At 55.4% G+C, this 23656-nt stretch carries 22 protein-coding genes, 1 other RNA gene and 2 pseudogenes; 3 read left to right on the forward strand and 22 right to left on the reverse strand.

Annotated features, from left to right (window positions below; translation table 11 throughout):
* The first annotated feature begins 85 nt into the window (after positions 1-85).
* Positions 86-607: a peptidylprolyl isomerase gene (locus tag H9X86_RS04745; protein WP_204900432.1), complete on the forward strand. Its 522-nt coding sequence runs from the start codon at positions 86-88 to the stop codon at positions 605-607.
* 84 nt (positions 608-691) lie between these two features.
* On the opposite strand, the gene H9X86_RS04750 is transcribed toward H9X86_RS04745, so the two are convergent.
* Complete coding sequence (locus tag H9X86_RS04750; protein ID WP_204900433.1) at positions 692-1045, reverse strand: four helix bundle protein; 354 nt, start codon at positions 1043-1045, stop codon at positions 692-694.
* Positions 1046-1136: 91 nt separating this feature from the next.
* Here H9X86_RS04750 and ssrA point away from each other — a divergent pair.
* Positions 1137-1482: a transfer-messenger RNA gene (ssrA, locus tag H9X86_RS04755) on the forward strand.
* A gap of 114 nt (positions 1483-1596) precedes the next feature.
* Here ssrA and H9X86_RS04760 read toward each other — a convergent pair.
* The 6 genes from H9X86_RS04760 to H9X86_RS04785 form a co-directional block, all read right to left on the reverse strand.
* Positions 1597-2646: a restriction endonuclease subunit S gene (locus H9X86_RS04760; protein ID WP_204900434.1), complete on the reverse strand. Its 1050-nt coding sequence runs from the start codon at positions 2644-2646 to the stop codon at positions 1597-1599.
* The gene (locus H9X86_RS04765) at positions 2636-4501 is read right to left on the reverse strand and encodes an HsdM family class I SAM-dependent methyltransferase (RefSeq protein ID WP_243416832.1); all 1866 of its coding nucleotides are present in this window, start codon (positions 4499-4501) and stop codon (positions 2636-2638) included. Before H9X86_RS04765 ends, H9X86_RS04760 begins: the two co-directional genes overlap by 11 nt.
* The gene (locus H9X86_RS04770) at positions 4491-4790 is read right to left on the reverse strand and encodes a helix-turn-helix domain-containing protein (protein ID WP_204900435.1); all 300 of its coding nucleotides are present in this window, start codon (positions 4788-4790) and stop codon (positions 4491-4493) included. The genes H9X86_RS04765 and H9X86_RS04770 overlap by 11 nt, the downstream gene beginning before the upstream one ends.
* Before the next feature lie 128 nt (positions 4791-4918).
* Positions 4919-5896, reverse strand: coding sequence for a replication protein (locus H9X86_RS04775; RefSeq protein WP_204900436.1), 978 nt, complete (start codon positions 5894-5896; stop codon positions 4919-4921).
* Between the two features lie 126 nt (positions 5897-6022).
* Positions 6023-6739 (reverse strand): FtsK/SpoIIIE domain-containing protein, encoded by a 717-nt coding sequence (locus H9X86_RS04780; RefSeq protein WP_204900437.1) that lies wholly within the window; start codon positions 6737-6739, stop codon positions 6023-6025.
* A gap of 32 nt (positions 6740-6771) precedes the next feature.
* Positions 6772-7356 carry a hypothetical protein gene (locus tag H9X86_RS04785; protein WP_204900438.1) on the reverse strand — a complete coding sequence of 195 codons (585 nt, stop codon included), beginning with the start codon at positions 7354-7356 and terminating at the stop codon, positions 6772-6774.
* A 446-nt stretch (positions 7357-7802) separates the two neighbouring features.
* Between H9X86_RS04785 and H9X86_RS04790 the strand changes: the two genes are divergently transcribed.
* Positions 7803-12551, forward strand: a complete 4749-nt coding sequence (locus tag H9X86_RS04790; RefSeq protein ID WP_204900439.1) for a hypothetical protein — start codon at positions 7803-7805, stop codon at positions 12549-12551.
* 55 nt (positions 12552-12606) lie between these two features.
* Here H9X86_RS04790 and H9X86_RS04795 read toward each other — a convergent pair whose 3' ends face one another.
* The 15 genes and pseudogenes from H9X86_RS04795 to acpP all read right to left on the reverse strand — a co-directional run bounded on the left by H9X86_RS04795 (position 12607) and on the right by acpP (position 23378).
* On the reverse strand, positions 12607-13026 hold the full coding sequence (locus H9X86_RS04795; RefSeq protein ID WP_204900440.1) for an arsenate reductase ArsC: 420 nt from the start codon (positions 13024-13026) through the stop codon (positions 12607-12609).
* 3 nt (positions 13027-13029) lie between these two features.
* Positions 13030-13263: pseudogene (locus tag H9X86_RS04800) on the reverse strand (thioredoxin family protein); the annotation flags it as partial.
* A 116-nt stretch (positions 13264-13379) separates the two neighbouring features.
* Positions 13380-13697 (reverse strand): ArsR/SmtB family transcription factor, encoded by a 318-nt coding sequence (locus H9X86_RS04805; RefSeq protein WP_204900442.1) that lies wholly within the window; start codon positions 13695-13697, stop codon positions 13380-13382.
* Positions 13698-13815: 118 nt separating this feature from the next.
* Entirely contained in the window at positions 13816-14268 is a 453-nt protein-coding gene (locus H9X86_RS04810; protein ID WP_204900443.1) for a MarR family transcriptional regulator, read from the reverse strand.
* Positions 14269-14336: 68 nt separating this feature from the next.
* Positions 14337-14765: a 3-hydroxyacyl-ACP dehydratase FabZ gene (fabZ, locus tag H9X86_RS04815; protein ID WP_204900444.1), complete on the reverse strand. Its 429-nt coding sequence runs from the start codon at positions 14763-14765 to the stop codon at positions 14337-14339.
* A 4-nt stretch (positions 14766-14769) separates the two neighbouring features.
* A complete protein-coding gene (gene fabF, locus H9X86_RS04820) occupies positions 14770-16014 on the reverse strand; it encodes a beta-ketoacyl-ACP synthase II (RefSeq protein WP_204900445.1) in 1245 nt (414 codons plus the stop codon).
* A gap of 19 nt (positions 16015-16033) precedes the next feature.
* Positions 16034-16777: a 3-oxoacyl-[acyl-carrier-protein] reductase gene (gene fabG, locus H9X86_RS04825; protein WP_204900446.1), complete on the reverse strand. Its 744-nt coding sequence runs from the start codon at positions 16775-16777 to the stop codon at positions 16034-16036.
* 2 nt (positions 16778-16779) lie between these two features.
* Positions 16780-17712 carry an ACP S-malonyltransferase gene (fabD, locus tag H9X86_RS04830; RefSeq protein ID WP_204900447.1) on the reverse strand — a complete coding sequence of 311 codons (933 nt, stop codon included), beginning with the start codon at positions 17710-17712 and terminating at the stop codon, positions 16780-16782.
* Entirely contained in the window at positions 17709-18635 is a 927-nt protein-coding gene (locus tag H9X86_RS04835) for a nitronate monooxygenase (protein ID WP_204900448.1), read from the reverse strand. The genes fabD and H9X86_RS04835 overlap by 4 nt, the downstream gene beginning before the upstream one ends.
* Before the next feature lie 18 nt (positions 18636-18653).
* A complete protein-coding gene (locus H9X86_RS04840) occupies positions 18654-19610 on the reverse strand; it encodes a beta-ketoacyl-ACP synthase III (RefSeq protein ID WP_204900449.1) in 957 nt (318 codons plus the stop codon).
* A pseudogene (locus H9X86_RS04845) lies at positions 19607-20424 on the reverse strand (acetyl-CoA carboxylase carboxyltransferase subunit alpha). Before H9X86_RS04845 ends, H9X86_RS04840 begins: the two are co-directional and overlap by 4 nt.
* Positions 20417-21283 carry an acetyl-CoA carboxylase, carboxyltransferase subunit beta gene (gene accD, locus H9X86_RS04850; protein WP_204900450.1) on the reverse strand — a complete coding sequence of 289 codons (867 nt, stop codon included), beginning with the start codon at positions 21281-21283 and terminating at the stop codon, positions 20417-20419. Before accD ends, H9X86_RS04845 begins: the two are co-directional and overlap by 8 nt.
* Positions 21280-22665: an acetyl-CoA carboxylase biotin carboxylase subunit gene (gene accC, locus H9X86_RS04855; RefSeq protein WP_204900451.1), complete on the reverse strand. Its 1386-nt coding sequence runs from the start codon at positions 22663-22665 to the stop codon at positions 21280-21282. The genes accD and accC overlap by 4 nt, the downstream gene beginning before the upstream one ends.
* A gap of 5 nt (positions 22666-22670) precedes the next feature.
* Positions 22671-23087 (reverse strand): acetyl-CoA carboxylase biotin carboxyl carrier protein, encoded by a 417-nt coding sequence (locus tag H9X86_RS04860; RefSeq protein ID WP_204900452.1) that lies wholly within the window; start codon positions 23085-23087, stop codon positions 22671-22673.
* A gap of 60 nt (positions 23088-23147) precedes the next feature.
* The gene (acpP, locus tag H9X86_RS04865; RefSeq protein ID WP_204900453.1) at positions 23148-23378 is read right to left on the reverse strand and encodes an acyl carrier protein; all 231 of its coding nucleotides are present in this window, start codon (positions 23376-23378) and stop codon (positions 23148-23150) included.
* Positions 23379-23656 lie beyond the last annotated feature (278 nt).

Raw genomic sequence — 23656 nt, forward strand, 5'->3', positions numbered from 1 at the left:
ATTCGATATCCTCTGCCCATAAGGGCAGATCCTGGGGCAGCAACCCAATGACATATGAAATACTATACGGAAAGGGGAAATTCCCATGGCTCAGAATCCTATCGTTACCTTTGAAATGGAAAACGGCGGCATCATGAAGGCCGAGCTGTATCCCGAGGTGGCTCCCAACACCGTCAACAACTTTATCTCCCTGGTGAAAAAGGGCTTTTACAATGGCCTGATTTTCCACCGTGTCATCCCCGGCTTCATGATCCAGGGCGGCGATCCCCAGGGCATCGGCATGGGCGGCCCCGGTTACTCCATCAAGGGCGAGTTCACCCAGAACCGTTTCAAGAACGATCTGGCCCATGACCGTGGCGTGCTGTCCATGGCCCGCTCCATGCGGCCTGACTCCGCCGGCAGCCAGTTCTTCATCATGGTGGAGAAGGCCCCCCACCTGGACGGCGCCTACGCCGCCTTCGGCAAGGTCATCGAGGGTATGGAAGTGGCTGACGGCATCGTGTCCGCCCAGCGGGACTACAACGACAAGCCCCTCCAGGATCAGCGCATGAAGACCGTCACCGTGGACACCTTCGGCGTGGAATATCCCGAGCCTGAAACTGTTTAATCGAATAACGAATAATGAATAATGAAGAATGCAGGCCCTTGGGCGTGTCATTCTCCCGGGGCCTGCATCTTTTTGTTTTATTCTTTATTTCTGATCTCGTGCAGTTCGTACACTGGAAATGAGCAATCGTTTCAGCTCCAGGCAATCCTCAGTTAGGGACTTTCCCATAGGAACCTCCAGATAGTTAGTCTGAGTGAGCAAAAGTAGCCAATATTCTGTCTCTGCAGTCTCTTTGAGTGCAATTTGCAGCTTCGCCGCAAAATCCACTTTACTCTGACCGTAATTTGCTTCATAGATATTGGCCCCGATACTGGTCCCTGAACGCAAAATCTGCTTGGATAGGATGTATTCCTTCTTTTGTTCGGTTAAATATCGGTACAATCCCACGATGCGTACCGAGAATGCCAAGGATTTCGTCTGCAATAGATTTTCTTTCATCTTCTCCCTCCCTGACGCTATCATAATATAGCGCACCAGTTCTTTCAACTACCCATTCTTCATTCTTCATTTTTCATTTTTCATTTGAAATGGGGGCGTACTGGTTTCGACGGGGACTAGGAAGCAGGATAAGCGGGTGGCGGCGCCCAGCCGCCTTAAAATGGGCAACTTATAAATGAAAGAACAACGATAACGTCGTTCTCGCCGCTGCTTAATGCGGCCGTCCCTGCCGGAAGGACCACGAGCCGGCCGGGGCGTCATCTCAGTGGTGCCCGTGCGTACGGAAAGAGTTGACCGTGCCACGCATCATGACTCTACCAACCTGCGCAGTGTGACGATTCACGGCGTGGGAAGGGAATGTAAATAACCGTCTGCACCCGGAGAAAGTCCTGTGGAATGGTTTTCGGACAGGGGTTCGACTCCCCTCGCCTCCACCAAAAGGGTACTACACGAACACCTATTATTTTCACGGTGCTTCGCCGTGACGGTGTGGTTTTAGTACCGACAATCAGAAAGAGCGGTCAAGGTTTTACGCCTTGGCCGCTCTATTGTTATATTTTATCGCTATAAGGAAGTGATTTTATGTAGTGTTCCATATACGGAAAATCTGGTGCACCATCTTCTTTGGCAGGGAGCTTAATTATAGTTTCATTCATTTTTTCCAAGGTCCACTTACGCCCATAACTAAATCTATACCTGTTCGCTTTAATAACAGTTGTAATAAATAGCGCCGTGTATTTGTTCAGAGTCCAATCCTTGGCATATAGCACATTGACATCGTCCGATGCCCAAAACGGTTCGGACTGGTAAAAGGCTTCGCCCACACTGCCATTATAGTTGACCGTGATACAATTCGGTGTGTACTGTTGCTCTCTTTCCACTTCAATCTGCTGCCGAACTCCATTGTTATCGCTAATTGCTCCAAGATAATTTGTCGAACCGTCGACCATATCTGCTTTTGTCAATCGTTTCCCTTTCTTTATGTAAAACAATTCATCTAAGCGATATTCTTTCCACCTTTGGAACATCAGTGGATGTTTTGCAGCACAGATTTTAGTAGTTATCTTTTTGCATTGGAGCTCCTTAATATAATTTTCCATATAATCAAAATTGGGCTGCCCAGAAGAATCAACCGGCAACTTGATTATAGAACGTTCCATCCGCTCTGGTCGCCATTTTCGACCATATGCCCACCGGTAACGATCTTGCTCAATGACAGCACAAAGGAACAGCGCAATATACTCATTTAGTTCTCTTCCACGCAAATAGAGAGGGTTTACATCGTGACTACATGTAAATTCCTCTTTTTGGTAGTAAGCGTGTCCTACAGAACCGTTATTTGTTACAGTAATGCAATTCCCTCTAAATATCTTCTTGTCAATATTATCGGGTGCATCTGAGCCATCTTTGTGTGTGCGCTCAATGTCATCAATCGAGTAGTACTCGGTTACACCATTATTATTTTCAGTTGCCCCAATAAATGGGATTGTGCCGACAGTTGTGTGTTCGGGCTTTTTGTTGTAATATCCTTTTTTTAGGTCGAAGATACCATTTGGACCACCAATAGTAAAATAGCGCCAATTTGTTGTATCAAGATTCATAAACTTCACCTTTTTTGACTAAATAGGCCAAATAGTCATTAATACTCTGTTGGAAATCTTCTTGAGACAATTTGCTATAATCTGTCTTCATATATGCTTCGCACAACCATTCATCTTTGTCGGTTACACAATGTCGTGCGCTTAAACCATCTTCGACATCTCTATTTCGATACAGAGAGATCCACTGAGCCTCAATGGCTAACCATTTCCCATAAACATCCACTCGACCCAGTTTTTTGCGTTTTACAAATCCGTCATCTTTGCAGTAACCGAAGAAAGTTTCGCGGGTAATATCATGCGGGCGGTGAGCTTTCCACACCATAACACATACGTTTGTCCCCGTGGGGTAGAAGATATCGTCGGGCATAGAAAACACGGCATCAAGAGTATGTTTTTGGAACAGTCGAGTTCGGACATCCTTGAACTTATTGCCGATTGCGCAGCTCATGGGGACAACTACAACGCCGGTTCCATCAACAGCAAGAATATCTAGCAAGTGTTCCACAAACTCCAGTTCGACCACATCATCTTGAGAGTATGGTGGGTTGATTAGACCAATATTGATATTTTTACTCTTTAGTTTGCGGACGATTTCAGGTTTAAAGCAATCTCCGTGTTCAATGTTTGATTTGCCATCTTTGCGGATAATCATATTGGCAACCGCTAAAGTATACAACTCATCATCAAACTCCACGCCATACAATCCGTCTTCTCTAATGCGTTCTACCTCTTCCGGATTGGCATCCTTGAACATCATACTCATTGCGGTCACGAGAAAGGAGCCGGAGCCGCAGCAGATATCTACAACGCGGCTGTTCTTGTTGACACCGGCCAGGTTGCACATAAACTCGGTCAAATGTTGTGGGGTCAGAACAATACCGAGGCCGCTACCGTCACCACCGGAATATTTGATAAACTCGTGGTAGAAAACACCTAGAGCGTCAATGGTGCTGTCGGCGTGATCCATCATGGGTTTGATTTTCATTTCGAGTTCTTCAATGTACCAGACAATGGATTTCTTGTTTCCGAGAGGAATAGCCGCAAACTTGGAGTTGTCCAACAGGTTCTTAAATGCCTGTTTGATATACTGGATACGGTTATACTTGATACCGCTGTCGCGGAGCACATTGTCGATTGCGGTTGTAATGTTGGTGATAACGCTGTTGAAGGAGGGCAGATTGATATATGTCTTTGCGAAGTCATCATCGTTTAGCGCGATAAGGATACCGGCGATGAAAATCGGCTTGTGCCGCTCAGTCATTTTGATTTCACGCAGATACTCGTGCATATCAATAGCGGTTTCACGGATGCTGTCAAGGGAGTATTCGCGCTGAATCTTTTTGCCCTTAACCAAGTCGACATAGTTTTTGGGCTCCAGAATAATATCTCTGGCCTTACGCAGCTCAGTGTAATCATCTTGGCCTTTGCTCCAAAGGAACGCACTTGCGCGTAGGGTTTCACGCTTGGTCCCGCTAACTGCAACGGCGATAACATTGTAGTCCTCTTTCAGAAACTTGGCATAATACAGCGCGCCATCGACGGCGTAATCCTTGGGATGATCGCGTTCTATTGTCTCGTGCTTCGCAACAGACTTTTTGCACTCGACAACAATAATGGTAGTCACATCATCCTTAAATGTGATAATGAATTCTGGCAGAGCCTTGCCAGAACCGCCGAGCGAGAAGTCATCCAAAGCACAGACTTTTGGTTTTCCTCCCGCCTTTTTTAGTAACCGTTCCACCTTGTCGACATCCGCAACATCACCCTGAGGAAAGACAAAGCCAAAATCGTTTTCTCCAATATTGCACTTCATGCTTTGAAGTGTGATGCTTTCTGTATATTGTTCAATAGGCATTTTTCTTTCCTCCAACCAATTTCTCAATTTCTTCCATCTTGGCAATTACTGCGTTTCCGGTTTGGGTGACGCGGTAACTGCCTTTTTTCTTTTGCTCTACACACCCTACTGACTGCAATGCTTGCAGCCATTTGTTTACCGTCGCTGGACTGCTGCCGTACTCAACGGCGATCTCTTCTTGTGAAAAGTTGATAGTTGCGCCGCGTGAAGTCGTCTGCTCCTGACCCTTCAGCCAGTTCAGAAAGCGGTACTCCTTTGATCCAAACAATTGTATGGACTTGTTCGACACGGCGATATCACCTCATTCCTATAATATTTTATAGGATTTTAATTGTTAAATATAATATATTATACTATAAAAAATTATAGTGTCAAGAGCATAAAAGAGGGAGCAGCATTAGCTGTTCCCTCTCTCACTTAAAATGGTAGACCCTCGTCCTCGTTGATCTCGGTGAAGCCGGACAATGTCTCCTGTGCTGGCACCGGCTCGGCGTTGCAGCCCTCGGCGGTGTACTCAACCACATGGTGAATACGGCGCAGGAAAGCCTTCCATGTCAATGGCTCGTCCATTTGTACCCAACGGTACTGATTTTCAAGCGGCACATTTGAAATGAGATACACCTTGGTATAGCAGGCCTGCCTATTAGCATAACGGCAGGGAAGCATTAGAGGATAGCCATCAAGGTAATTGAGCATATCGGAAATACGCAGCTGAGAGCGGAACTCATCAAAGACGATTATATCCTCGCCGTTGTACCGCTCAAATGGGTGGTCGTAGTCGGTCACGCGACAAACCTTGTCGTAACCGTACTCCTCCATAACCCCACGAGTCTTGCCGGTCCCAGTAGGACCCCAAATATATGTAACATTGAGCATTCTGAACTCGGTGGCGTATTTTTCAGCCTTTAAGGTCTGGCGCACGCGCTCGATTTTGTCCAAGTACATCATCGCGCGGGGGTGTATCTCCAAGATTTCCAAATCAGTTGCGCCCTCTTTGACCATCTGGTAGAGGTCATTAAGGTCAGTACGCTTTCCTTGGTGTTCTTCCGGGATTTCACCCCACTCCTCAAAGGTCCCAGGTATGCGTGTCCCGTGCTTGGTGTTGTGCTCCCATTTGCCGGACTTAGAAATATAGTCACGGTTTTGGGCTGAACTTCCGCGTGCAGTTTCAAGGTGCGCTTCCGGGAAGTGCGCTTTGAGGGTGGAAAAGCGGACGGCGCTGGAGAACGCCGCGTATATGTGTGTATGGTGAGTATGGCCTGCTTCGTCTGCCATACAGTAGTAAACGAGAGATTTTAAGGTTTTTAACTCGTTGGCTATATGTGTATGTGTAAACCCTTTTTCAATGGGATTATTGATTGTCAGTTGCCACTTGCGGCATTGAGTGTCGCTCATAAAATGCCTCCTTTGCTTAATATTGTTTGATTTGCGGCTTGCGACAGAAGTGTGCAAGGGGGTAATACTGACCCCTTGCAAAAAGAGCAGGGAGGGTAAACCCTCCCTGCCCCGCCCGCCGATCGCTTAGGCTTCGCCCGCGTCGGTGGGCGGTGATGGTGCTAATAACCGGCGTTTAATGTAGCTATTGAGTTTGCCGGTATCGGTGACACGCGGAACTTGAATATGGTATAGACCTTGGCCGTCCAGAAAGAAATATCCCTGTCCGCGCGCATTGTTGTAGGTCATTTGATTCCGGTAGTCAGGTACAAGCATGGCCTTTTGCTCTTTTGAAAGATTACCCAGCATGAGAATAGCCCCAAATTGGTCGCGCGCGCCTGCACGGAAATATTCAGCGTCTGCGCGTTGGATACCGATAATCAGGTGGACCCCTAAGGAGCGTCCCATCAGGAGGATGTTTCCTACCTTGCGTTTTACTTCCTCGGCAGCTTTTTTGTCCAGCGAGGATATAAGGGCACCATACTCGTCAATGAGTAGAAACAGCCTGTGCTGATTCCGTTCGGGCTCATTTGCTTCCAGCCGGATAGAGAACTCCTGATACACGGCGTCGATGCCGTCAAGGGCCGCGATAAAACCATAGAAACCGCTGCACCCGTCGAACTGACCGAATCCCGATTTTTTGTAGTCACAGATAACCAGTTGAGTCGTACCCTCGTACCGTGCTATTTTGCCCAGTAAGAGTGCCAGAGCGTAGGTCTTGCCGCTCCCAGTGGCTCCAACACACAACAAGTGGGGATAGGAATCAAGGTCTACGGATATGTAGACCTTGATTCCGCGGTTCACTAACTGAGCATCATACAAGAATGGTATAGACATCAAAAATCATCATCAGCAATATCGCTGCCGGTAGGAGGAAGATCGAAACGGTGGACAAAATCGGCCACCTTTTTGCTGTCAACCCACACAAAATCAAATACAATGTATGAATTACTTTCCTTTATATCAAGCAGATATAGTGTGGGTGTCCCATCTGTGAAAGCAGGATGTGCTACATTGGGAAGCATACCACGGCGCAGATCATCACTAAGCAAATCTTGGAGAACTCGCCGCTCCTGTGAGAGCGTTGTAGCAGATAGATCGCTTTTACTAAGCCGCAGTAAGCCAATCTCCACAACGGTATGTCCGTTGCAATTATATGTTTTCCACTCCCAACGGGGGTAATAGTGATACTGACCGGTTTCCTCTATAGGGAAAGAATCGTAGTATAAGTCTCGAAAGACAGAGAGTTTATCCTTCAAAGTGGTACAAGCACCTTCCAAAAACGCTCCTGCCACAGATGCAATTTCAAAGGGTGTTGGAGTAGACCGGTTAAAAAGTATAGGAACAGTCAACATAGCCAGTAAAATCAGCGCAGCAGTGTTAGTATGATCAGCAAAGACCAGTACGGCAACAACAAACAAAAAAGTTGCCGCAAAGGCGGCTGCGTCGTTTATAAACGATACTGCTCCACCAAAATAAAAGCACCTGCTCTCGCAGGTGCTTTTATTTTGTGAGCCACAGGCTCATTTCAATGCTCAGCGGAAGTCAATTCCGCCTGCGCCAAGGTTTTCGCCCACGGCGAAAACACTTGTACGGCGCAAAAGCGCCGCCCCACCGTGTGGGGCCCCATCTTCTCTTGGCATCTATATTGTTGGGTTGATACAAACATCCACTTCCCTGCTCTTGAGATCATTCTTATGAAAAAGCAACATATGTCACAGCTACTTGGAAATTGGCGTGTGAAAATCTGTGTGGAATGGAAAACTTTATACTTTCATTGATGCAAGACATGAAAAATGCTAAAATAGAGTACAAGTATATATCTATATTTTGCGAAAAAGAAACACTGCAATAAGGAGGAGTTTTTATGACTCGACCCAAAACACTTCACCGATGGTTGGCGATACTTCTATCGCTGGTATTGGTCATGGGTATGATGCCAGCAACGGTATTCGCTGCCGATGATCGTGCAGCCCATACCGGCACCGACGGGCATACCACTACTTTACAGGATGGTACATCTGCTGCCATTCCTGGAGAAGGTACGCAGGAAAGTCCCTATCAAATCGGAACAGCCCAGCAGCTTATGGACTTTGCCGCACTGGTCAACGCCGGAAACAATGGGGCGTATGCAGTGCTGACCGCTGATATTCACATGAGCAGTCAAAGCTGGGCCGGTATCTCCGGAAATGGTTCTTACACCGGTGTATTTGACGGTAAGGGATATACCATTTCCAACCTCACCGGCACGGAAGGTCTTTTTGTGAACAATGCCGGCACCGTGAAAAATGTGTGGCTTAAGAATGTTTCTCTGACAAAAAATGGTGGAAACCTGGGCGCCGTTGTAGGCATGAACACAGGAACGGTGTTCAACTGTGTTTCCTCCGGCAGCATTACCGGCACCGGCAGCGAGGCGTATTCCATTGGTGGCCTTGTAGGACACAACAACGGGGGCACACTGAGCGGCAGCGCTTCCTCCTGCACAGTGCGCGGTAGCACTGCTGGTGGGCTGACCGGCTCCAACTGGAACAAGTCTTCAAGTAACTACGGCAAAATCATCGCCTGCATCTACACGGGAACTGCTTCCAAGCCCGTGGAAGGAGATCGTCGTTACGGCCAGGACACCAATGTATATTACAGAGAACAAGCCGGCACATGGAAATCCTATCCCGACAATGGAACAGCCGATGAGGGTACGCTTTTGGACATCGTAAACAGCTACATTTCCAACAATGGCGGTGCGTTTTTCCTCAAAGGCGACGGCACAGCCTATCCCTCAGGTGTGGTATCCTATTTGGATTATACCCAGGATGGTTTTGTCACCAGATATATCGATACATATACTGTCATCAACAGTGAGATTCCCCAAACTGCATGGACAGACGGCTGGTATGTGGTGGACGGCGAGGTGACCATCGACAGCCGTGTGACAATAACCGGCGATGTGAAGCTGATTTTGAAGAATGGGGCAGACCTTACCGCCAATGACGGAATCCATGTATCCAGTGAAGATAGCTTCACCCTCTATGCCCAGTCCGCCGGAGTCGGCATGGGTACCCTGGTCGCTACCGGCCCTTCCAATCAGGCTGGTATCGGTGGCGGAAAAGAGGAATCATGTGGTGAAATTATCATCAACGGGGGAACCATAACCGCAAACGGTGGCAGGTACGCAATGGGCCTGGGTGGCAATCCAAACGGAACCGGCGGTAATATTACTGTGAATGGCGGAACGGTTATGGCGCAAGGCGGAGATGGCTATTCATCTGGATGGAGTACCACGCCAGGCGGTCCCGGTCTTGCGGTTGGTCAGTCTGGCATTGTCACCATCCATGGGGGCAATGTCATTGCAACCGGAGGAAATGGGTCCAAAGATATATTTGCGGCACCAGGAGGTGTGGGAATCAAAACCGGAACCAACGGCGAAACCCATATTACCGCTGGCTTTGTGAATGCGCAACCTGGAGCCTGGGAGAGCATCGGCATTGCCGGAAACTTTTCCACAGGCCCCAATGGCAATGCTGTTATCGTGACGCAAAATATTGAAAACAATTCCAATTCTCAGGATTGGAACGGTCTCTTCTTTATCGAAAATGCCGTGGGCGCTCTGGATAAAGGGGTTATATACGGTCAAACCGTTACCCCGACCTGTGACTTTACTGTACCTTCTGGTGTTACTGTAACCATAGAAAAAACACAAAGTCTGGTCATTTCTCAGGGCATCACCATGACAAATGATGGTACCATCATCAATAGCGGAACTATCAACAATCAGGGAACAATTAGTAATAGTGGCAGTCTTCAGGTCGAATCCGGCGGTATATACGATGGCAATCAGCCCAGCGGGAACGCCGTTACCTATCAGATCGACTGGGACACCAACGGTGACGGCACTGTGGACGACACTACCTATGTGGCCTACGGCGAGACTCCCAGCCACACAGACGGCAGCAAGGAAGGCAATGCCCAGTACAGCTATCAATTTGCCGGGTGGACTCCCACTCTGGCTCAGGTGATCGGCACAGCCACCTACACCGCACAGTTTACCCAGAATGTGAACTCCTACCAGGTCACCGTCCCCTCTGACCCAGGATATTCCGTAGCATATACGGGCAACACCACGTTGGAGTATGGCCGCACCTTCACCTTCAGCCTGGACATTGCCCAGGGCTACTACAAAGCCCCCGACTTTGCTGTAAAGGCCAATGGCACTGCTTTGACCCCCGACACAGAGGGCAACTACACTGTACAGGTGTTGAATGATACCCAAATTACCATCGAAGGCGTTGCTCAGGAGGCTGCTCTGGCCGCGCCTGCGGTGGACACCCACGGCTACAACTCGGAGTGGACCGCCAATGACGTGACCCTCACCCCCTCTGCCACGGCTGACAGCGGCATTGCCTACTACGAGTACTCCAAAGATAACGGCCAGAGCTGGACCCAACTCTCGGGCAGCAGCCTGACCATTTCTGAGAGCTTCTTTGCCACCGACTACATCTTCCGGGCTGTCTCCCATGCAGGCAACATTAGCGCAGCCAGCGAACCTGTCACTGTGAAGCTGGACAAGGATCCCGTCTCCATCACACTCACCGGAAACACCCAGGACTATCTCCAGACGGACACCCTGGAAATCCTGGTCAACATTGGGCTTTCCGGATGTTCCAGACTGGAGATCAAGAACGAGGACGGTACCTGGACTGCCATCGAACCCTCCGGCGGCTTCGTAACCCCCGTTGAATATCCCATTACGGAAAACGGCACCTATACCTTCCGAGCCATCAGCGGTGCAGGTGTGGTTGGCGCAGAACAGAGCATCACCTACACCAACATTGACTCGGTCAAGCCGGTGGTGGCCATTGACTCCGGCAGCTATGTATCTGACACCTGGAGCAAGGATCATGTCACCCTGTCTGTGTCCAACACGGCAGCCAATTCTGGCACCACCACCTTCCAGTACAAGGTAGGCGACGGAAATTGGCAGACCTGCAACGGCGCAATCACGGTTTCGGAAGAAACTGACGGCACGGTTTATACCTTTAAAGCCATCAGCGCCAGCGGTGTGGAAAGCGACCAGGCTTCCATCACCGTGAAGCTGGACCAGACCGCACCGGATGGAGACATCAAAATTCAGGAAAACTCGGTGAAACAGCTGCTCAACCAGATCACCTTCGGTCTGTTCTTCAACAAGAATGTGGATGTGACCATCTCCGGCACCGATGCTTTGAGCGGTGTGGCCTCCATTCAGTTCTATCGCAGCCAGGACATCCTCACCCAGGAGGAAGCAGAGGACATCTCTGATTGGCAGGATTACACCTCTATCACCGAGACCGCTGTGGATGCAGAGAAGTTTGTCTACTACGCAAGAATCACCGATCAGGCCGGGAACTTCACCGTGATTGGCTCCAATGGGGTCACCTTTGACCTGACCGCTCCCACCATCAGCGGCATTACCAACGGCAGTACCTATTACACCACCCAGAACGTCACGGTGGCCGATGCCAACCTGGCAACTGTGACCGTCAACGGCGTGCCCGAGGATGAAGCTCTGACCCTGGCCGGCAACGTGGCCCAGACCTACACCATCGTGGCCACCGACAAGGCGGGCAACTCCACCACCGTCACCGTCACCATGAAGCCCATTGCCAGCCTTGCCGATCCCATCAAGGGTATCACCGCTGACACTGTGACTTCCAAGGATCAAGCGGCCATTGAATCGGTGAAGGCAGACACAGAGGCTGTGAACACGGAATATGCCACCGATGAGGAACAGGCAGAACTGAAAGAGATTCTGGACACCTGCAACGCTCTGCTGGCAAAGATCGAAGAATCTGCACAGGCAGGAAATACCGAAAATACCGACAAGGTGGAAGACATTACTGCCGACAATGTGAAACCGGAAGACAAAGATGATCTGATCTCCGCCAAGGAAGACCTGGAAGACGCCCTGGACAACTTCGGGGACAACTACACCCAGGAGGAGAAACAGGCACTGGAAGACAAACTGGATCAGATCAACCAGGCTCTGGAGAGCATTGAAAAGGTGGAGAGCGTGCAGGACGCCATTTCTGCTCTGCCCGACACCGTGGAGCCGGATGACACCGATGTAGAGGCTATCATTGATGCAGTGAAAGAGCAGTATGAGGCTCTCACCGACCACGAAAAATCCCTGGTGGGTGAGGCACTGAAAGAGAAGCTGGAGCACCTGCTGGCTGCACTGGGCGACTATCGCATGACCCAGGGCCAGAATGCCCAGTGGACGCAGGGAACTCAGACAGGCTTGACCTTCACCGTCAACGGAGCATTCTCCAAATTCACTGGCATTGAGGTGGACGGCAAGGCAGTGGATCAGGCACATTACACCGCCGTCTCCGGCAGCACCATCGTCACCCTGAAGCCGAAATACCTAGACACCCTGTCCGTGGGCCAGCACACCCTCACCGTGCTCTTCACCGACGCCAAGGTGGACGGCCAGTTTGAAATTCTGGCAAAACCTCAGCCTGGCACACCGGACACCGGGGACAACAGCCAGGTGACCATCTGGATCGGCCTGCTGTTTGCCGCTGTCTGCGGACTGGCCGGAACCATGGTCTACACCCGCAAGAAAAAGCACAGCAAATAATACATGGAACGCCCCCCAGCACAGCCGTGATGGCTGTACTGGGGGGCGTTCACGCTTATTGGATGTTCAGCTGACCTTGGGCAATCCGGTTTTTCAAATTCAAAACCTTCTCCTCAATGGCGGAGATGGTGGCCTCGAAGGCCTCGTCCCCCTGGCCCGATGGGTCTTCCAGGCCCCAGTCCTCCCGGTGCTGACAGGGCAGATGGGGGCAATTCACATTGCAGCCCATGGTCACCACAATGTCCACCGGGGGCAGCTGGGACACCAGCTTGCTGTGCTGGGTCTGCTCCATGTCGATGCCGTAATGCTCCTTCATCAGCCGCACAGCGTCCTGGTTGATGCGGGGCACCGTCTCTGTCCCCGCCGAATAGCTGTCAAACACATCCCCGGCCAGGTGCTTGCCCAGAGCCTCCGCCATCTGACTGCGGCAGGAATTATGGACGCACACAAACGCCACATTGGGTTTTCTCTCCATGCCTTACCCTCTGACCTTCTGGATGAGGGCCTTGGCCTCCTCCCTCTTGAGCACCTTGCCGCAGGACACCACTTTGCCGTCCACCACCAGAGCCGGGGTGGTCATCACACCATAGGCCGCAATCTGGGCAAAGTCGGTGACGTGGTCAATGGCGGTGTCCATATTCAGCTCCGTCAGAGCCTCCCGGACAGCCTCCTCCAGGGCGTTGCACTTGGCACAGCCGGAGCCCAGCACCTGGTCTTGGATGAACGTCCAAACACCCATAGAAAGACCTCACTTTCTCCATATTTCATATCAAGATATTTTGATATATTTTCCTCACAAAAACGCCATCTGTCAAAGATGGCGTTTTCTCATCCTTTGCACCGGGCGCAGCTTACCTCCCCCTCCTCAACGGGAGTGGTAAGCTGGCACAGAAGTCTCATGGTCTCCTCCCTTCCTGCGGGGTTCAGACGGTAATGGGTCCACTTCCCTTCGGGACGGCTGGTGACGATGCCAGACTCACAGAGAATCTTCATGTGATAGGACAGCCCGGATTGAGTGAGGTCCAGGGCCTCCAGCAGCACACAGGCGCACTTCTCCCCGCTTCTCAGCTGTTCCAGAATGGCCAGCCGCTTGGGATCACAGAATGCCTTGAACACCTTGGCCTGTTCTTGATACGCAGTCGCCATGCCCTCACCTCACATCAAAATATTTTGATATAATCATTATATGCAGGCAGCCACCCTTTGTCAACTCAAAAGTGCCTGTTGCAAAATGGCAATTTTGCAACAGGCACTTTTGCAGTATTTACTCCACCTCACCGGGCAAATCCACCTCGGGCATCAGCTCCTGGCTGACGATGGAGAGCATCTCCTCCAGCTTGGCGCAGTCCTCAGAGGAGAACCGCTGCCGGATCCGGCCCATGACCTTGCTCACATAGTCGGTGCTGATGTTGTAGTAGTCCCGGTACTTCTGGGTCACCTTCAAGTGGTATTCCCGTTTATCCTGCTCCGACTGCTCTTTGGTGAGATACCCCTTGCGCACCAGGCTGTTGATCTTGTAGGCCGCATTGGGGGGCGAGATGCGCATAAAGGTGGCAAACTCGTTGATGGTGGGAGTGCCCAGAGCCTGGATGGTCTCCATGGCGAAGGTCTCCACCGTGGTCAAGCTGGCCTCCCGGTTTTGAAAATGGGCAAAAATCTCCTGGTAAAAATGGAGCTTGAACTTGGTATACACCGCTCCGAATCTCTCCTCCAACATCCTGTTGCCTCCGTGTTCCTCTGTATTTCCTATTATTCTATCAGATTTCACACCAAAAGGGCAACCCCTTACTTTCCCAGGGCCAGGGTCAACTCGGCATTCACCGCCACCTGACCGTCCACCTTGGCCGTGGCCTCTGCCACCGCCACAGGGCCTTTTTGCTTGATGATGGTGCACTCCAGCTCCAGCACGTCCCCAGGCACCACCTGGCGGCGGAAGCGGGCGTTTTTGATGCCGCCGAAGAAGCCCAGCTTGCCCCGGTTTTCCTCCAGGGACAGCACGGCAATGCCAGCCACCTGGGCCAGAGCCTCCAAAATCAGCACTCCAGGCATCACGTGGTACTGGGGGAAGTGGCCCTGGAAGAAGGGCTCATTGACGGTGACGCACTTGATGCCCTTCGCCCACTTGCCTTCCTCCCCGTCCACGATCTTGTCCACCAGGGCGAAGGGGTAGCGGTGGGGCATGATCTCTGCAATCTGATTGGAATTGTACTGCATCTGGTCAGCCCTCCCACTTCTTCATGAGCACGCAGGCGTTGTGGCCGCCAAAGCCCAGGGAGTTGGAGAGCGCATAGCGCACGTTCTGCGCCCGGCCCACGTTGGGCACCACGTCCAGGTCGCAGGCGGGGTCGGGCTCCTGGTAGTTGATGGTGGCGGGGATATAGCCATCCTTCACGGCCAGGGCAGTGAAAATGGCCTCCACGCCGCCGGCAGCGCCCAGCATGTGTCCGGTCATGGACTTGGTGGAGCTCACAGCCAGCTGGTAGGCGTGGTCCCCGAACACCGTTTTGATGGCGGCGGTCTCGCCGGAGTCGTTGAGGGGGGTGGAGGTGCCGTGGGCATTGATGTAATCCACCTCATCGGCCTTTACATCGCCGTCGGCCAGGGCCTGGACCATGGCCCGGGCACCGCCCTCTCCGTTGGGGGCGGGGGCAGTCATGTGGTAGGCGTCGCAGGTCACCCCGTAGCCCACCATCTCAGCGTAAATCTTGGCCCCACGCTCCAGTGCGTGTTCCAGCTCTTCCAGCACCAGAATACCAGCGCCCTCGCCCATAACAAAGCCGCTGCGGCGGGCATCAAAGGGCACGGAAGCGGCATTCTTGTCCTCTCCCGTGTGCAGCGCCCGCATGGTGGTAAAGCCGCCAATGGACAGCGGGGTGACAGCGGCCTCAGCGCCGCCGCACACCATCACGGTGGCGTAGCCGTCCCGGATGTGGCGGAAGGCATCGCCCACGGCGTTGGAGCCGCCGGCGCAGGCGGTGACGGGGCAGGTGCACATGCCCTGGAAGCCCAGATCAATGGCGATGAGGCCCGCACCCATGTTGGCAATGGCCTCGGGGATGTAGTAGGGGTTGACCCGGTCAAAGCCCTTTTCCAGGCCACGGGTCTGCTCGGCCTCGGTGGTGCCGATGCCGCCCACGCCGCTGGAGACGATGACCCCGCACTGGGTGGGGTCCAGCTTTTCCTTCTCCAAACCGCTGTCGGCGAAGGCCTCCCGGGCGGCCACCATAGCAAACTGGGCATAGCGGGCCATGTGCTTGACCTCCCGCTTATCCAACACGGTGGTGGGGTCCCAGTTCTTCACCTCAGCGGCCAGCTTCACCTTGCGGTGGGTGGCATCGTAAAGGGTGATGGTGTCAATGCCGCACACACCATCCCGCACCGCCTGCCAGCTCTCGGCCACGTTGTGGCCCAGAGGGTTGACGGTGCCCATACCAGTGATGACAACTCTGCGTTTGTTTCCCATAATATCCTACCTCCTCTGGTCACATGCCCATGCCGCCGTCTACACTGAGCACCTGCCCGATGATGTAGCCGGCCCCTTCGCTGGCCAAAAAGGCCACGGCCTTGGCCACGTCCTCAGGTGTGCCAGCCCGGCGGGCGGGAATGGTGGTGAGCATGGCCTCCCGGGCCGCCTCAGGCAGGGCGGCGGTCATATCGGTGGCGATGTAGCCGGGGGCCACGGCGTTGACGGTGATGCCACGCCCCGCCAATTCCTTGGCCAGGGACTTGGTCATACCGATGACCCCCGCCTTGCTGGCGCAGTAGTTCACCTGGCCGGGGTTGCCCCGCAGGGCCACCACAGAACTCAGGTTCACAATGCGGCCGTAGCGGCCCTTCATCATGGGCCGGGTCACCGCCTTCATGCACAAAAAGGTGCCCTTCAGGTTGGTGTTGATGACGGAATCAAAATCCTCTTCCTTCATGGTCATGGCCAGGCCGTCCCGGGTGATGCCAGCATTGTTGACCAGAATGTGCACTCCGCCCAGTTCCTTCACGGCGGTGTCCACCAGGTTCTTCACCGCCTCAGGGTCGGTGACGTCTCCCTTCACGCTTCTGGCCTCCACCCCCAGCTCCTTGAGGGCGGTGAGGGTCTCCTGGGCGGCGGCGTCGTTGCCGGCGTAGGAGAACACCACGCTGGCTCCCTGGGCGGCCAGCTCCAGGCAGATGGCCCGGCCAATGCCCCGGCTTCCGCCAGTGACAATGGCCACTTTTCCGTATAAAGACATGGTCAATTCTCCTCTTTCAGCGCCTGAGCCAGGGCCTGGATGTCGGCCACCGTCTCCACGGCATAGGTTTTGATGTCCGGGGTGGTCTTGCGCACAAAGCCGCTGAGCACCTTGCCCGGCCCGATCTCCACAATGGTGTCCACACCCAGTTCACTCAGGCGGCGGATGGTGTCCTCCATGTACACCGAGGACTGCACCTGACGCTCCAGCAGAGCGGGGATGGAGTCTCCCTCTCCCATTTCACGACCCAGGCAGTTAAAGAGCACGGGAACTTTCATCTCGCCGAAGGTCTCGCCCTGGAACTTCTCCGCCAGAGCGTCCCCGGCGGGCTTCAAGAGGGGAGTGTGGAAGGGGCCGCTGACCTTGAGAGGCATACAGCGGCGTGCGCCCATCTCCTTGGCCAGGCGGGCGGCCTCATCCACAGCATCCTGATGTCCGCCGAGAACTAACTGCCCAGGGCAGTTGTAGTTGGCAATGCACACCACGCCCAGGGAGGAAGCCTGCTGGCAGGCCTGCTCCAGCTTCTCCCGGTCCAGGCCCAGCACGGCGGTCATGCCGCAGGCCACCCCCTGGGCGGCCTGGGCCATCACCTTACCCCGGAAGGCCACCAGGGAAATGGCCTGCTGGGGGGTGAACACCCCGGCGGCCTGGAGGGCGGAGTACTCGCCCAGGCTCAGGCCCGCCACATAGTCAGGGCGGATGCCCAGGTCAGCGAGAATTTGGGTCACACCCACCGCAAAGGCCACCATACAGGGCTGGGTGTACCGGGTCTCATTCAAAACTCCCTGGCTGTCCTGGAAACTCACTTCCTTCACATCAAAGTCCAGGTTTGCCCCGTCCAGCACGTCCCGGAACTGGGGGTAAGTCTCGTACAGGTCGGCCCCCATGCCCGGGTGCTGGCTGCCCTGTCCGGCATATAAAAAGGCAATGCTCATTTCTGCATCTCCTTTACGGTTTTCTCATAGCCCGCCATGAGATCCTCAAAGATCTGGCGCAGGGGGCGAATTTCGTGGGCCATGCCCGCCACCTGTCCGGCCATAAAGCTGCCGGTGTCCACGTCGCCGTCAAAGACCGCCCGGCGCAGGGAACCCAGGGTCAGCTTCTCCAGCTCCTCCAGGGGCAGGTGATCCTTCTCCATGCGCACATATTCCCGGGCCATCTTGTTTTTCAGCACCCGCACCGGGGCTCCGGTGGAGCGGCCGGTGACGATGGTGTCGGTGGCGCTGGCCTTGAGAATCGCCTTCTTATAGTTTTCGTGGATGGGGCACTCCTCACTGGTGAGCAGGCAGGTGCCGATCTGGGCGCCGCAGGCTCCCAGGGCAAAGGCAGCGGCCAGCTGACGGCCATCGGCAATCCCTCCGGCGGCAATGACGGGGACGGACACGGTGTCCACCACCTGAGGCACCAGGGCCATGGTGGTCATCTCACCCACATGTCCGCCGCTCTCAGTGCCCTCGGCGATGAAGCCGTCCACACCCAGCCGCTCCAGACGCTTGGCCAGCACAGGAGCTGCCACCACGGGGAAGATGCGGATGCCCGCTTCCTTCCAGGTGGGAACGTACTTGCCGGGGTTTCCTGCCCCGGTGGTGATGACGGACACCCCCTCCTCCACCACCACCTTGGCCAGCTCGTCAATGTGGGGGTTCATGAGCATCAGGTTGACGCCAAAGGGCTTGTGGGTGTTCTCTTTGGCAATGCGGATTTCCTTCCGCAGGGTCTCGCCGTCCCAGCCGCCCGCTCCCACCAGGCCCAGGGCTCCGGCGTTGGACACGGCAGCGGCGAAGGCTCCGGTGGCAATGTTGGCCATGCCGCCCTGAATCAAGGGAAACTCAGTTCCCAGAAGTTCATTTAATTTCATATCTTTCATCCTCCGTTCTCAGACCCGGGCCACTTCCAGCAAGGCTCCGGCCCAGGTCAGACCGCCGCCAAAGCCCACGCACAACACCTTATCCCCGGGCTTCACCTCTCCCTTCTCCACCAGCTCATCCAGCAGGATGGGCACGCTGGCGGCGGAGGTGTTGGCGGTATGGGCAATGTTTCCGGTGCACTTGGCCGGGTCCACCCCCAGCTTCTTCACCGCAAAATTGATGATTCTCTGGTTGGCCTGGTGGAACACAAAGCGGTCCACCTCCTCCAGGGTGATGCCCGCCTTCTGGGCCACCTCCCGGGCGCACCGGGGCAGGGCCTCCACGGCGAAGCGGAACACGTCCTGCCCCTCCATATGTACCACCGAGGGCACACTCTGGTTGACCCCGGGCACCACCAGCACCCGGTCATTCCCCCGACAGCCCAGCACGGCGTGGATGGAGGGGTAGTCCTCCCGCCACTGAACCAGGGCAGCTCCCGCTCCGTCGCCGAAGAGCACGCAGGTGCTGCGGTCTGCCATGTCAATGACCCGGCTGAGCACCTCAGCCCCCAGCACCAGGCCGTACTTCCGGGTAGAAGCGGCCAGCAGGCACTCTGCCGTGTGCAGGGCGTAGACGAAACCGGAACAGGCGGCATTGAGATCAAAGCAGATGGTGTCCTCCTCCAGTCCCAGCTCCCTTTGCAGCACGCAGGCGGTGGCGGGGGTCAGGTGATCGGGGGTGAGGGTGGCCACCAGGCACACCCCCACCTGCTCCGGCTTTATCCCGCTGCGCTCCAGAGCCTTTTTCGCCGCCTCCAGGCACAAGCTGGTGTGGCACTCCTCTCTGGAGCAGTGGTGGCGGGCTCCAATCCCGGTGCGGGAACGAATCCACTCGTCGCTGGTGTCCATGATCTGCTCCAAATCGTGATTTGTCACCACATGCTGGGGCAGGGCACTGCCTGTGGCCAGCAATTTGATTCCACTCATGTGCGCTCCTTTCTCAGGGCCTTTGCGCCCATGGCTCGAAATTTCTCATAACGTCCGGCAGCCAGGGCGTGGGCGCTCATGCGGCTCAGGCCCGCAAGCTCCTCTTGCAGCACCACATCCAGCGTGCGCACCATAGCAGGCACATCGGTGTGGGCGCCCCCTTCCGGCTCGGGGATGATCCGGTCAATGACTCCCAGCTCCAACAGGTCGGCGGCGGTGAGCTTCATCACGTCACAGGCCTGGTCGCTCTTGGAGGCATCCTTCCACAAAATGGCCGCAAAGCCCTCGGGAGAGAGGACGGAATACACGGCGTTTTCCAACATCAGCACCCGGTTTCCCACACCCAGGGCCAAGGCTCCACCGCTGACCCCTCTCCGGTGACAATGGCGATGGTGGGCACGGTGAGGGCGGACATCTTGGCCAGCATCCGGGCAATGGCCTCGCCCTGACCTCTGGCCTCCGCCTCCAGACCCGGATAGGCTCCGGGGGTGTCAATGAAGGTAATCACCGGGCGGCCGAACTTCTCCGCCTGGTCCATGAGCCGCCCGGCTTTGCGGTACCCCTCCGGGGTGGGCATGCCAAAGCGGCAGGCCATGCGCTCCTCCAGATCCTTGCCCTTGCGGTGTCCGATGACGGTGACGGGCTTGCCGTGAAACAGACCCACGCCGCCGTATATGCTGGGGTCGTCGCCACACAGGCGGTCCCCCTTCTGCTCGAAAAAGTCGGTGAGCAGGCCCTGGACAAAATCCACCACCCCGGGACGGGCGGTGTTGCGGGCCAGAGCCACCCGCTGGGCAGGGGTATACTCAGCCATCCCGGTTTGCACCTGCCTTTCCGTGGAGGCGCAGCAGCTGGATGAGGGTGTCCCGCAGCTGGCTGCGGGGCACCACAGCGTCCAAAAAGCCGTGCTCCAACAAGTATTCGGCGCTCTGGAAGCCCTCGGGCAGCTCCTGGCCGATGGTCTGCTCAATGACCCGGGGCCCGGCAAAGCCGATGAGTGCCCCCGGCTCGGCGATCATGATATCCCCCAGGCTGGCAAAGCTGGCGGTGACACCGCCGGTAGTGGGGTGGGTGAGCACCGAAATGTACAAGCCACCCCGGCGGGAAAACCGCTCCAGCGCCGCCGAGGTCTTGGCCATCTGCATCAGGGACAAAATGCCCTCCTGCATCCGGGCCCCGCCGCTGGCGGAGAAGAGGATGAGGGGCAGGCGGGCCTTTGTGGCCTGCTCCACCAGCCGGGTCACCTTCTCGCCCAGAGCAGCGCTCATGCTGCCCATGAAAAAGCAGCTGTCCAGCACCCCCACCGCCACCCGGATGCCGCCTATGCGGCCCAGGGCGGTGACCACGCCCTCATTCATCCCCGTCTTGGCTCTGGCCTTCTCCAGCTTCTGGCGGTAGCCGGGAAAGTCCAGGGGATCTGCGGAAGCCAGGGTACCGTCCAGCTCCTTGAAGCTGCCCCGGTCCAGAATCTGGCTCAGTCGATGGTAGGCTCCAATGGGGTGGTGGTAGCCGCACAGGGGGCACACATACCCTCCGGCCACCAGCTCCCGGTGGGAGACCTCCCCGCCGCAGTGGCTGCACACCTCATTGGTGTGGGGATGTACGGCAGACACCCCCCGCATGGCCTTCAAAGCCAGCAGTTTCTGTCTGCGCCGTTGAAATACGGAACTCATGCCTTGTTCTCCTCCTCTGCCCCGTGGCTCCAAGTCAGCAGGGTGTCCAGATTGGCGTCCATAAACCCGGTGTGGTAAGCTCCCCGGACAAAGTCGGGATGGTACAAGATCTGATGGAGCAGATCAATGTTGTTGGTGGTGCCCTCAATGACCAGCTCCTCCAAAGCCCGGCGCATCCGGCGAATGGCATCCAGCCGGGTGGGGGCGTGGACAATGATCTTGGCCATCATGGAGTCATAATAGGGGGGCAGGTCGTAGCCGCCGTACAGCCCGCTGTCCACCCGCACCCCACAGCCTCCGGGCAGGTGGAGAAAGTCGATGTGGCCGGGGCTGGGCCGGAAGTCATGGGCGGGATCCTCGGCGTTGATGCGGCACTCCATGGCGTGGCCGTGGAGCTGCACCTGCTCCTGGGTCACCGACAGGGGCAGCCCAGCGGCCACCCGAATCTGCTCCCGCACCAGGTCCAGCCCGGTGACCATCTCGGTGACCGGGTGCTCCACCTGGATGCGGGTATTCATCTCGATGAAATAGAACTCTCCCTGGGGAGAGAGGACAAATTCAATGGTCCCGGCGTTGACATACCCGGCGGCCTTGGCCGCTGCCACCGCCGCCGCCCCCATCTTCTCCCGCAGCTCAGGGGTAAGGGCCTTGGAGGGGGATTCCTCCAGCATCTTCTGATTGCGCCGCTGGATGGAGCAGTCCCGCTCCCCCAGCTGGATCACATTGCCCTGGGCGTCCGCCATGATCTGGAACTCAATGTGGCGGGGGTTGAGGATCAGCTTCTCTAAGTACATCTCGTCGCTGCCAAAGCAGGCCATGGACTCGCTTCTCGCCTCCTGGAACAGAGGGATGAGCTGGTCCGGCTCAAAGACCCGGCGCATACCCCGTCCACCGCCGCCAGCAGCGGCCTTGATGAGCACGGGATAGCCCATCTCATCGGCCAGGGCCTTGGCCTGCTCGGGGGTGTCCACCGCCCCGTCGGAGCCGGGCACCACAGGCACCCCCGCCTGCTGCATCAGCTTCCGGGCGGCGGCCTTGTTGCCCATCTTCCGAATCACGTCCCCGGAAGGGCCAATGAAGGCGATCCCCGCCTGGGCGCAGGCATCGGCAAAGTCGGCGTTCTCCGACAAAAAGCCATAGCCGGGGTGGAGCGCATCACAGCCGGTGCGCTGGGCCACGGTGAGAATGGCATCCATATTCAGATAGCTGTCTGAAGACCGGGCGGGGCCAATGCAGTAGGCCTCCTCCGCCAGCTGCACATGCAGGGCGTCGGCGTCCCCCTGGGAATACACCACCACAGGCTGGATGTTCATCTCCCGGCAGGCCCGGAAGATGCGCACGGCGATCTCGCCCCGGTTGGCAATGAGAATGCGTCGAAACATATTTCTCACCCTTCCCGGTAGCGGATCAGGTTCTGACCGAAGGACACCAGTTCTCCGTCCTGGGCCAGCACCGCCTCCACCACACAGTCGCAGGGGGCCTTGATCTCGTTCATGGTCTTCATGGCCTCCACCAGACACAGGGTATCTCCCTTACTGACCCGCTGCCCAGGCTGCACATAGGGGTCATCCCCAGGGGCGGGAGCGGCGTAGAAGGTGCCCACCAAGGGGGCAGTGACACAGGTACCCTCTTCCACCGCCTCTGCCGCAGGGGCAGCGGCAACTGCCACAGGAGCAACCGGGGCAGCAGCAACCGCCACGTTCTTGCCCAGCTCCAGGGAGAAGTCCTTCCGGGTCACCTTCAGAGTGGTCAGCCCGCTCTGGTCAAAACGAGCCATCAGCTCGTAAATTTCTTGATTGGTCATAGCTCCTCCTTTTGGAAAAAAGGCACCGGAGATCCCGGTGCCCTTCTTTTCCCCCTTTGATTAGCCCTTGTGGCTCTCCAGATAGGCCACCAGATCGCCCACAGTCTTCATCTGGGGCAAAGCCTCGTCCTCGATGGTCACGCCGAAGGCCTCCTCCAGAGCCATGGACAGCTCCACAGCGGCCAGAGAGTCGGCGTCCAGATCCTCAGCCAGGCGGGCCTCCATGGTCACCTTGTCGGCGTCACAGTTGAGAGTCTCCACAATGATGTCCTTGATCTGCTCGAAATCCATATTGACAGCTCCTTTTGATTACTTCAAAGTTTTTAGTTAAAATTATTTAAGTAAAATAATTTAAGTACATTGTAGCATCCTCCGCCCCAAAGTCAAGGGGTGTTTTGAAGTTTTACGGTTTCATATACATCCGACAAACTTCGACGGTTTATCATGGTGGAGGTGCACAACAAATAGGAACCCCCCGGCATAGCCGGGGGTTCTTCATATGCGGGCAAAGCCCTTTGTTACTAGCCACGCCTAAAGGCGTTAGTACGGTCTGCCATCTGCGAAAGACT

Origin of the sequence: Pseudoflavonifractor capillosus, assembly GCF_016902575.1 — a bacterium.
Classification (GTDB): Bacteria; Bacillota; Clostridia; order Oscillospirales; family Oscillospiraceae; genus Enterenecus; species Enterenecus capillosus_A.

Bases quoted from the DNA above. Each gene is read 5' to 3' on its own strand.
- H9X86_RS04745 (WP_204900432.1), top strand. From the start codon at position 86: ATGGCTCAGAATCCTATCGTTACCTTTGAAATGGAAAACGGCGGCATC.
- H9X86_RS04750 (WP_204900433.1), bottom strand. From the start codon at position 1,045: ATGAAAGAAAATCTATTGCAGACGAAATCCTTGGCATTCTCGGTACGC.
- H9X86_RS04760 (WP_204900434.1), bottom strand. From the start codon at position 2,646: ATGAATCTTGATACAACAAATTGGCGCTATTTTACTATTGGTGGTCCA.
- H9X86_RS04765 (WP_243416832.1), bottom strand. From the start codon at position 4,501: ATGCCTATTGAACAATATACAGAAAGCATCACACTTCAAAGCATGAAG.
- H9X86_RS04775 (WP_204900436.1), bottom strand. From the start codon at position 5,896: ATGAGCGACACTCAATGCCGCAAGTGGCAACTGACAATCAATAATCCC.
- H9X86_RS04790 (WP_204900439.1), top strand. From the start codon at position 7,803: ATGACTCGACCCAAAACACTTCACCGATGGTTGGCGATACTTCTATCG.
- H9X86_RS04795 (WP_204900440.1), bottom strand. From the start codon at position 13,026: ATGGAGAGAAAACCCAATGTGGCGTTTGTGTGCGTCCATAATTCCTGC.
- H9X86_RS04805 (WP_204900442.1), bottom strand. From the start codon at position 13,697: ATGGCGACTGCGTATCAAGAACAGGCCAAGGTGTTCAAGGCATTCTGT.
- H9X86_RS04810 (WP_204900443.1), bottom strand. From the start codon at position 14,268: ATGTTGGAGGAGAGATTCGGAGCGGTGTATACCAAGTTCAAGCTCCAT.
- fabZ (WP_204900444.1), bottom strand. From the start codon at position 14,765: ATGCAGTACAATTCCAATCAGATTGCAGAGATCATGCCCCACCGCTAC.
- fabF (WP_204900445.1), bottom strand. From the start codon at position 16,014: ATGGGAAACAAACGCAGAGTTGTCATCACTGGTATGGGCACCGTCAAC.
- fabG (WP_204900446.1), bottom strand. From the start codon at position 16,777: ATGTCTTTATACGGAAAAGTGGCCATTGTCACTGGCGGAAGCCGGGGC.
- fabD (WP_204900447.1), bottom strand. From the start codon at position 17,712: ATGAGCATTGCCTTTTTATATGCCGGACAGGGCAGCCAGCACCCGGGC.
- H9X86_RS04835 (WP_204900448.1), bottom strand. From the start codon at position 18,635: ATGAAATTAAATGAACTTCTGGGAACTGAGTTTCCCTTGATTCAGGGC.
- H9X86_RS04840 (WP_204900449.1), bottom strand. From the start codon at position 19,610: ATGAGTGGAATCAAATTGCTGGCCACAGGCAGTGCCCTGCCCCAGCAT.
- accD (WP_204900450.1), bottom strand. From the start codon at position 21,283: ATGAGTTCCGTATTTCAACGGCGCAGACAGAAACTGCTGGCTTTGAAG.
- accC (WP_204900451.1), bottom strand. From the start codon at position 22,665: ATGTTTCGACGCATTCTCATTGCCAACCGGGGCGAGATCGCCGTGCGC.
- H9X86_RS04860 (WP_204900452.1), bottom strand. From the start codon at position 23,087: ATGACCAATCAAGAAATTTACGAGCTGATGGCTCGTTTTGACCAGAGC.
- acpP (WP_204900453.1), bottom strand. From the start codon at position 23,378: ATGGATTTCGAGCAGATCAAGGACATCATTGTGGAGACTCTCAACTGT.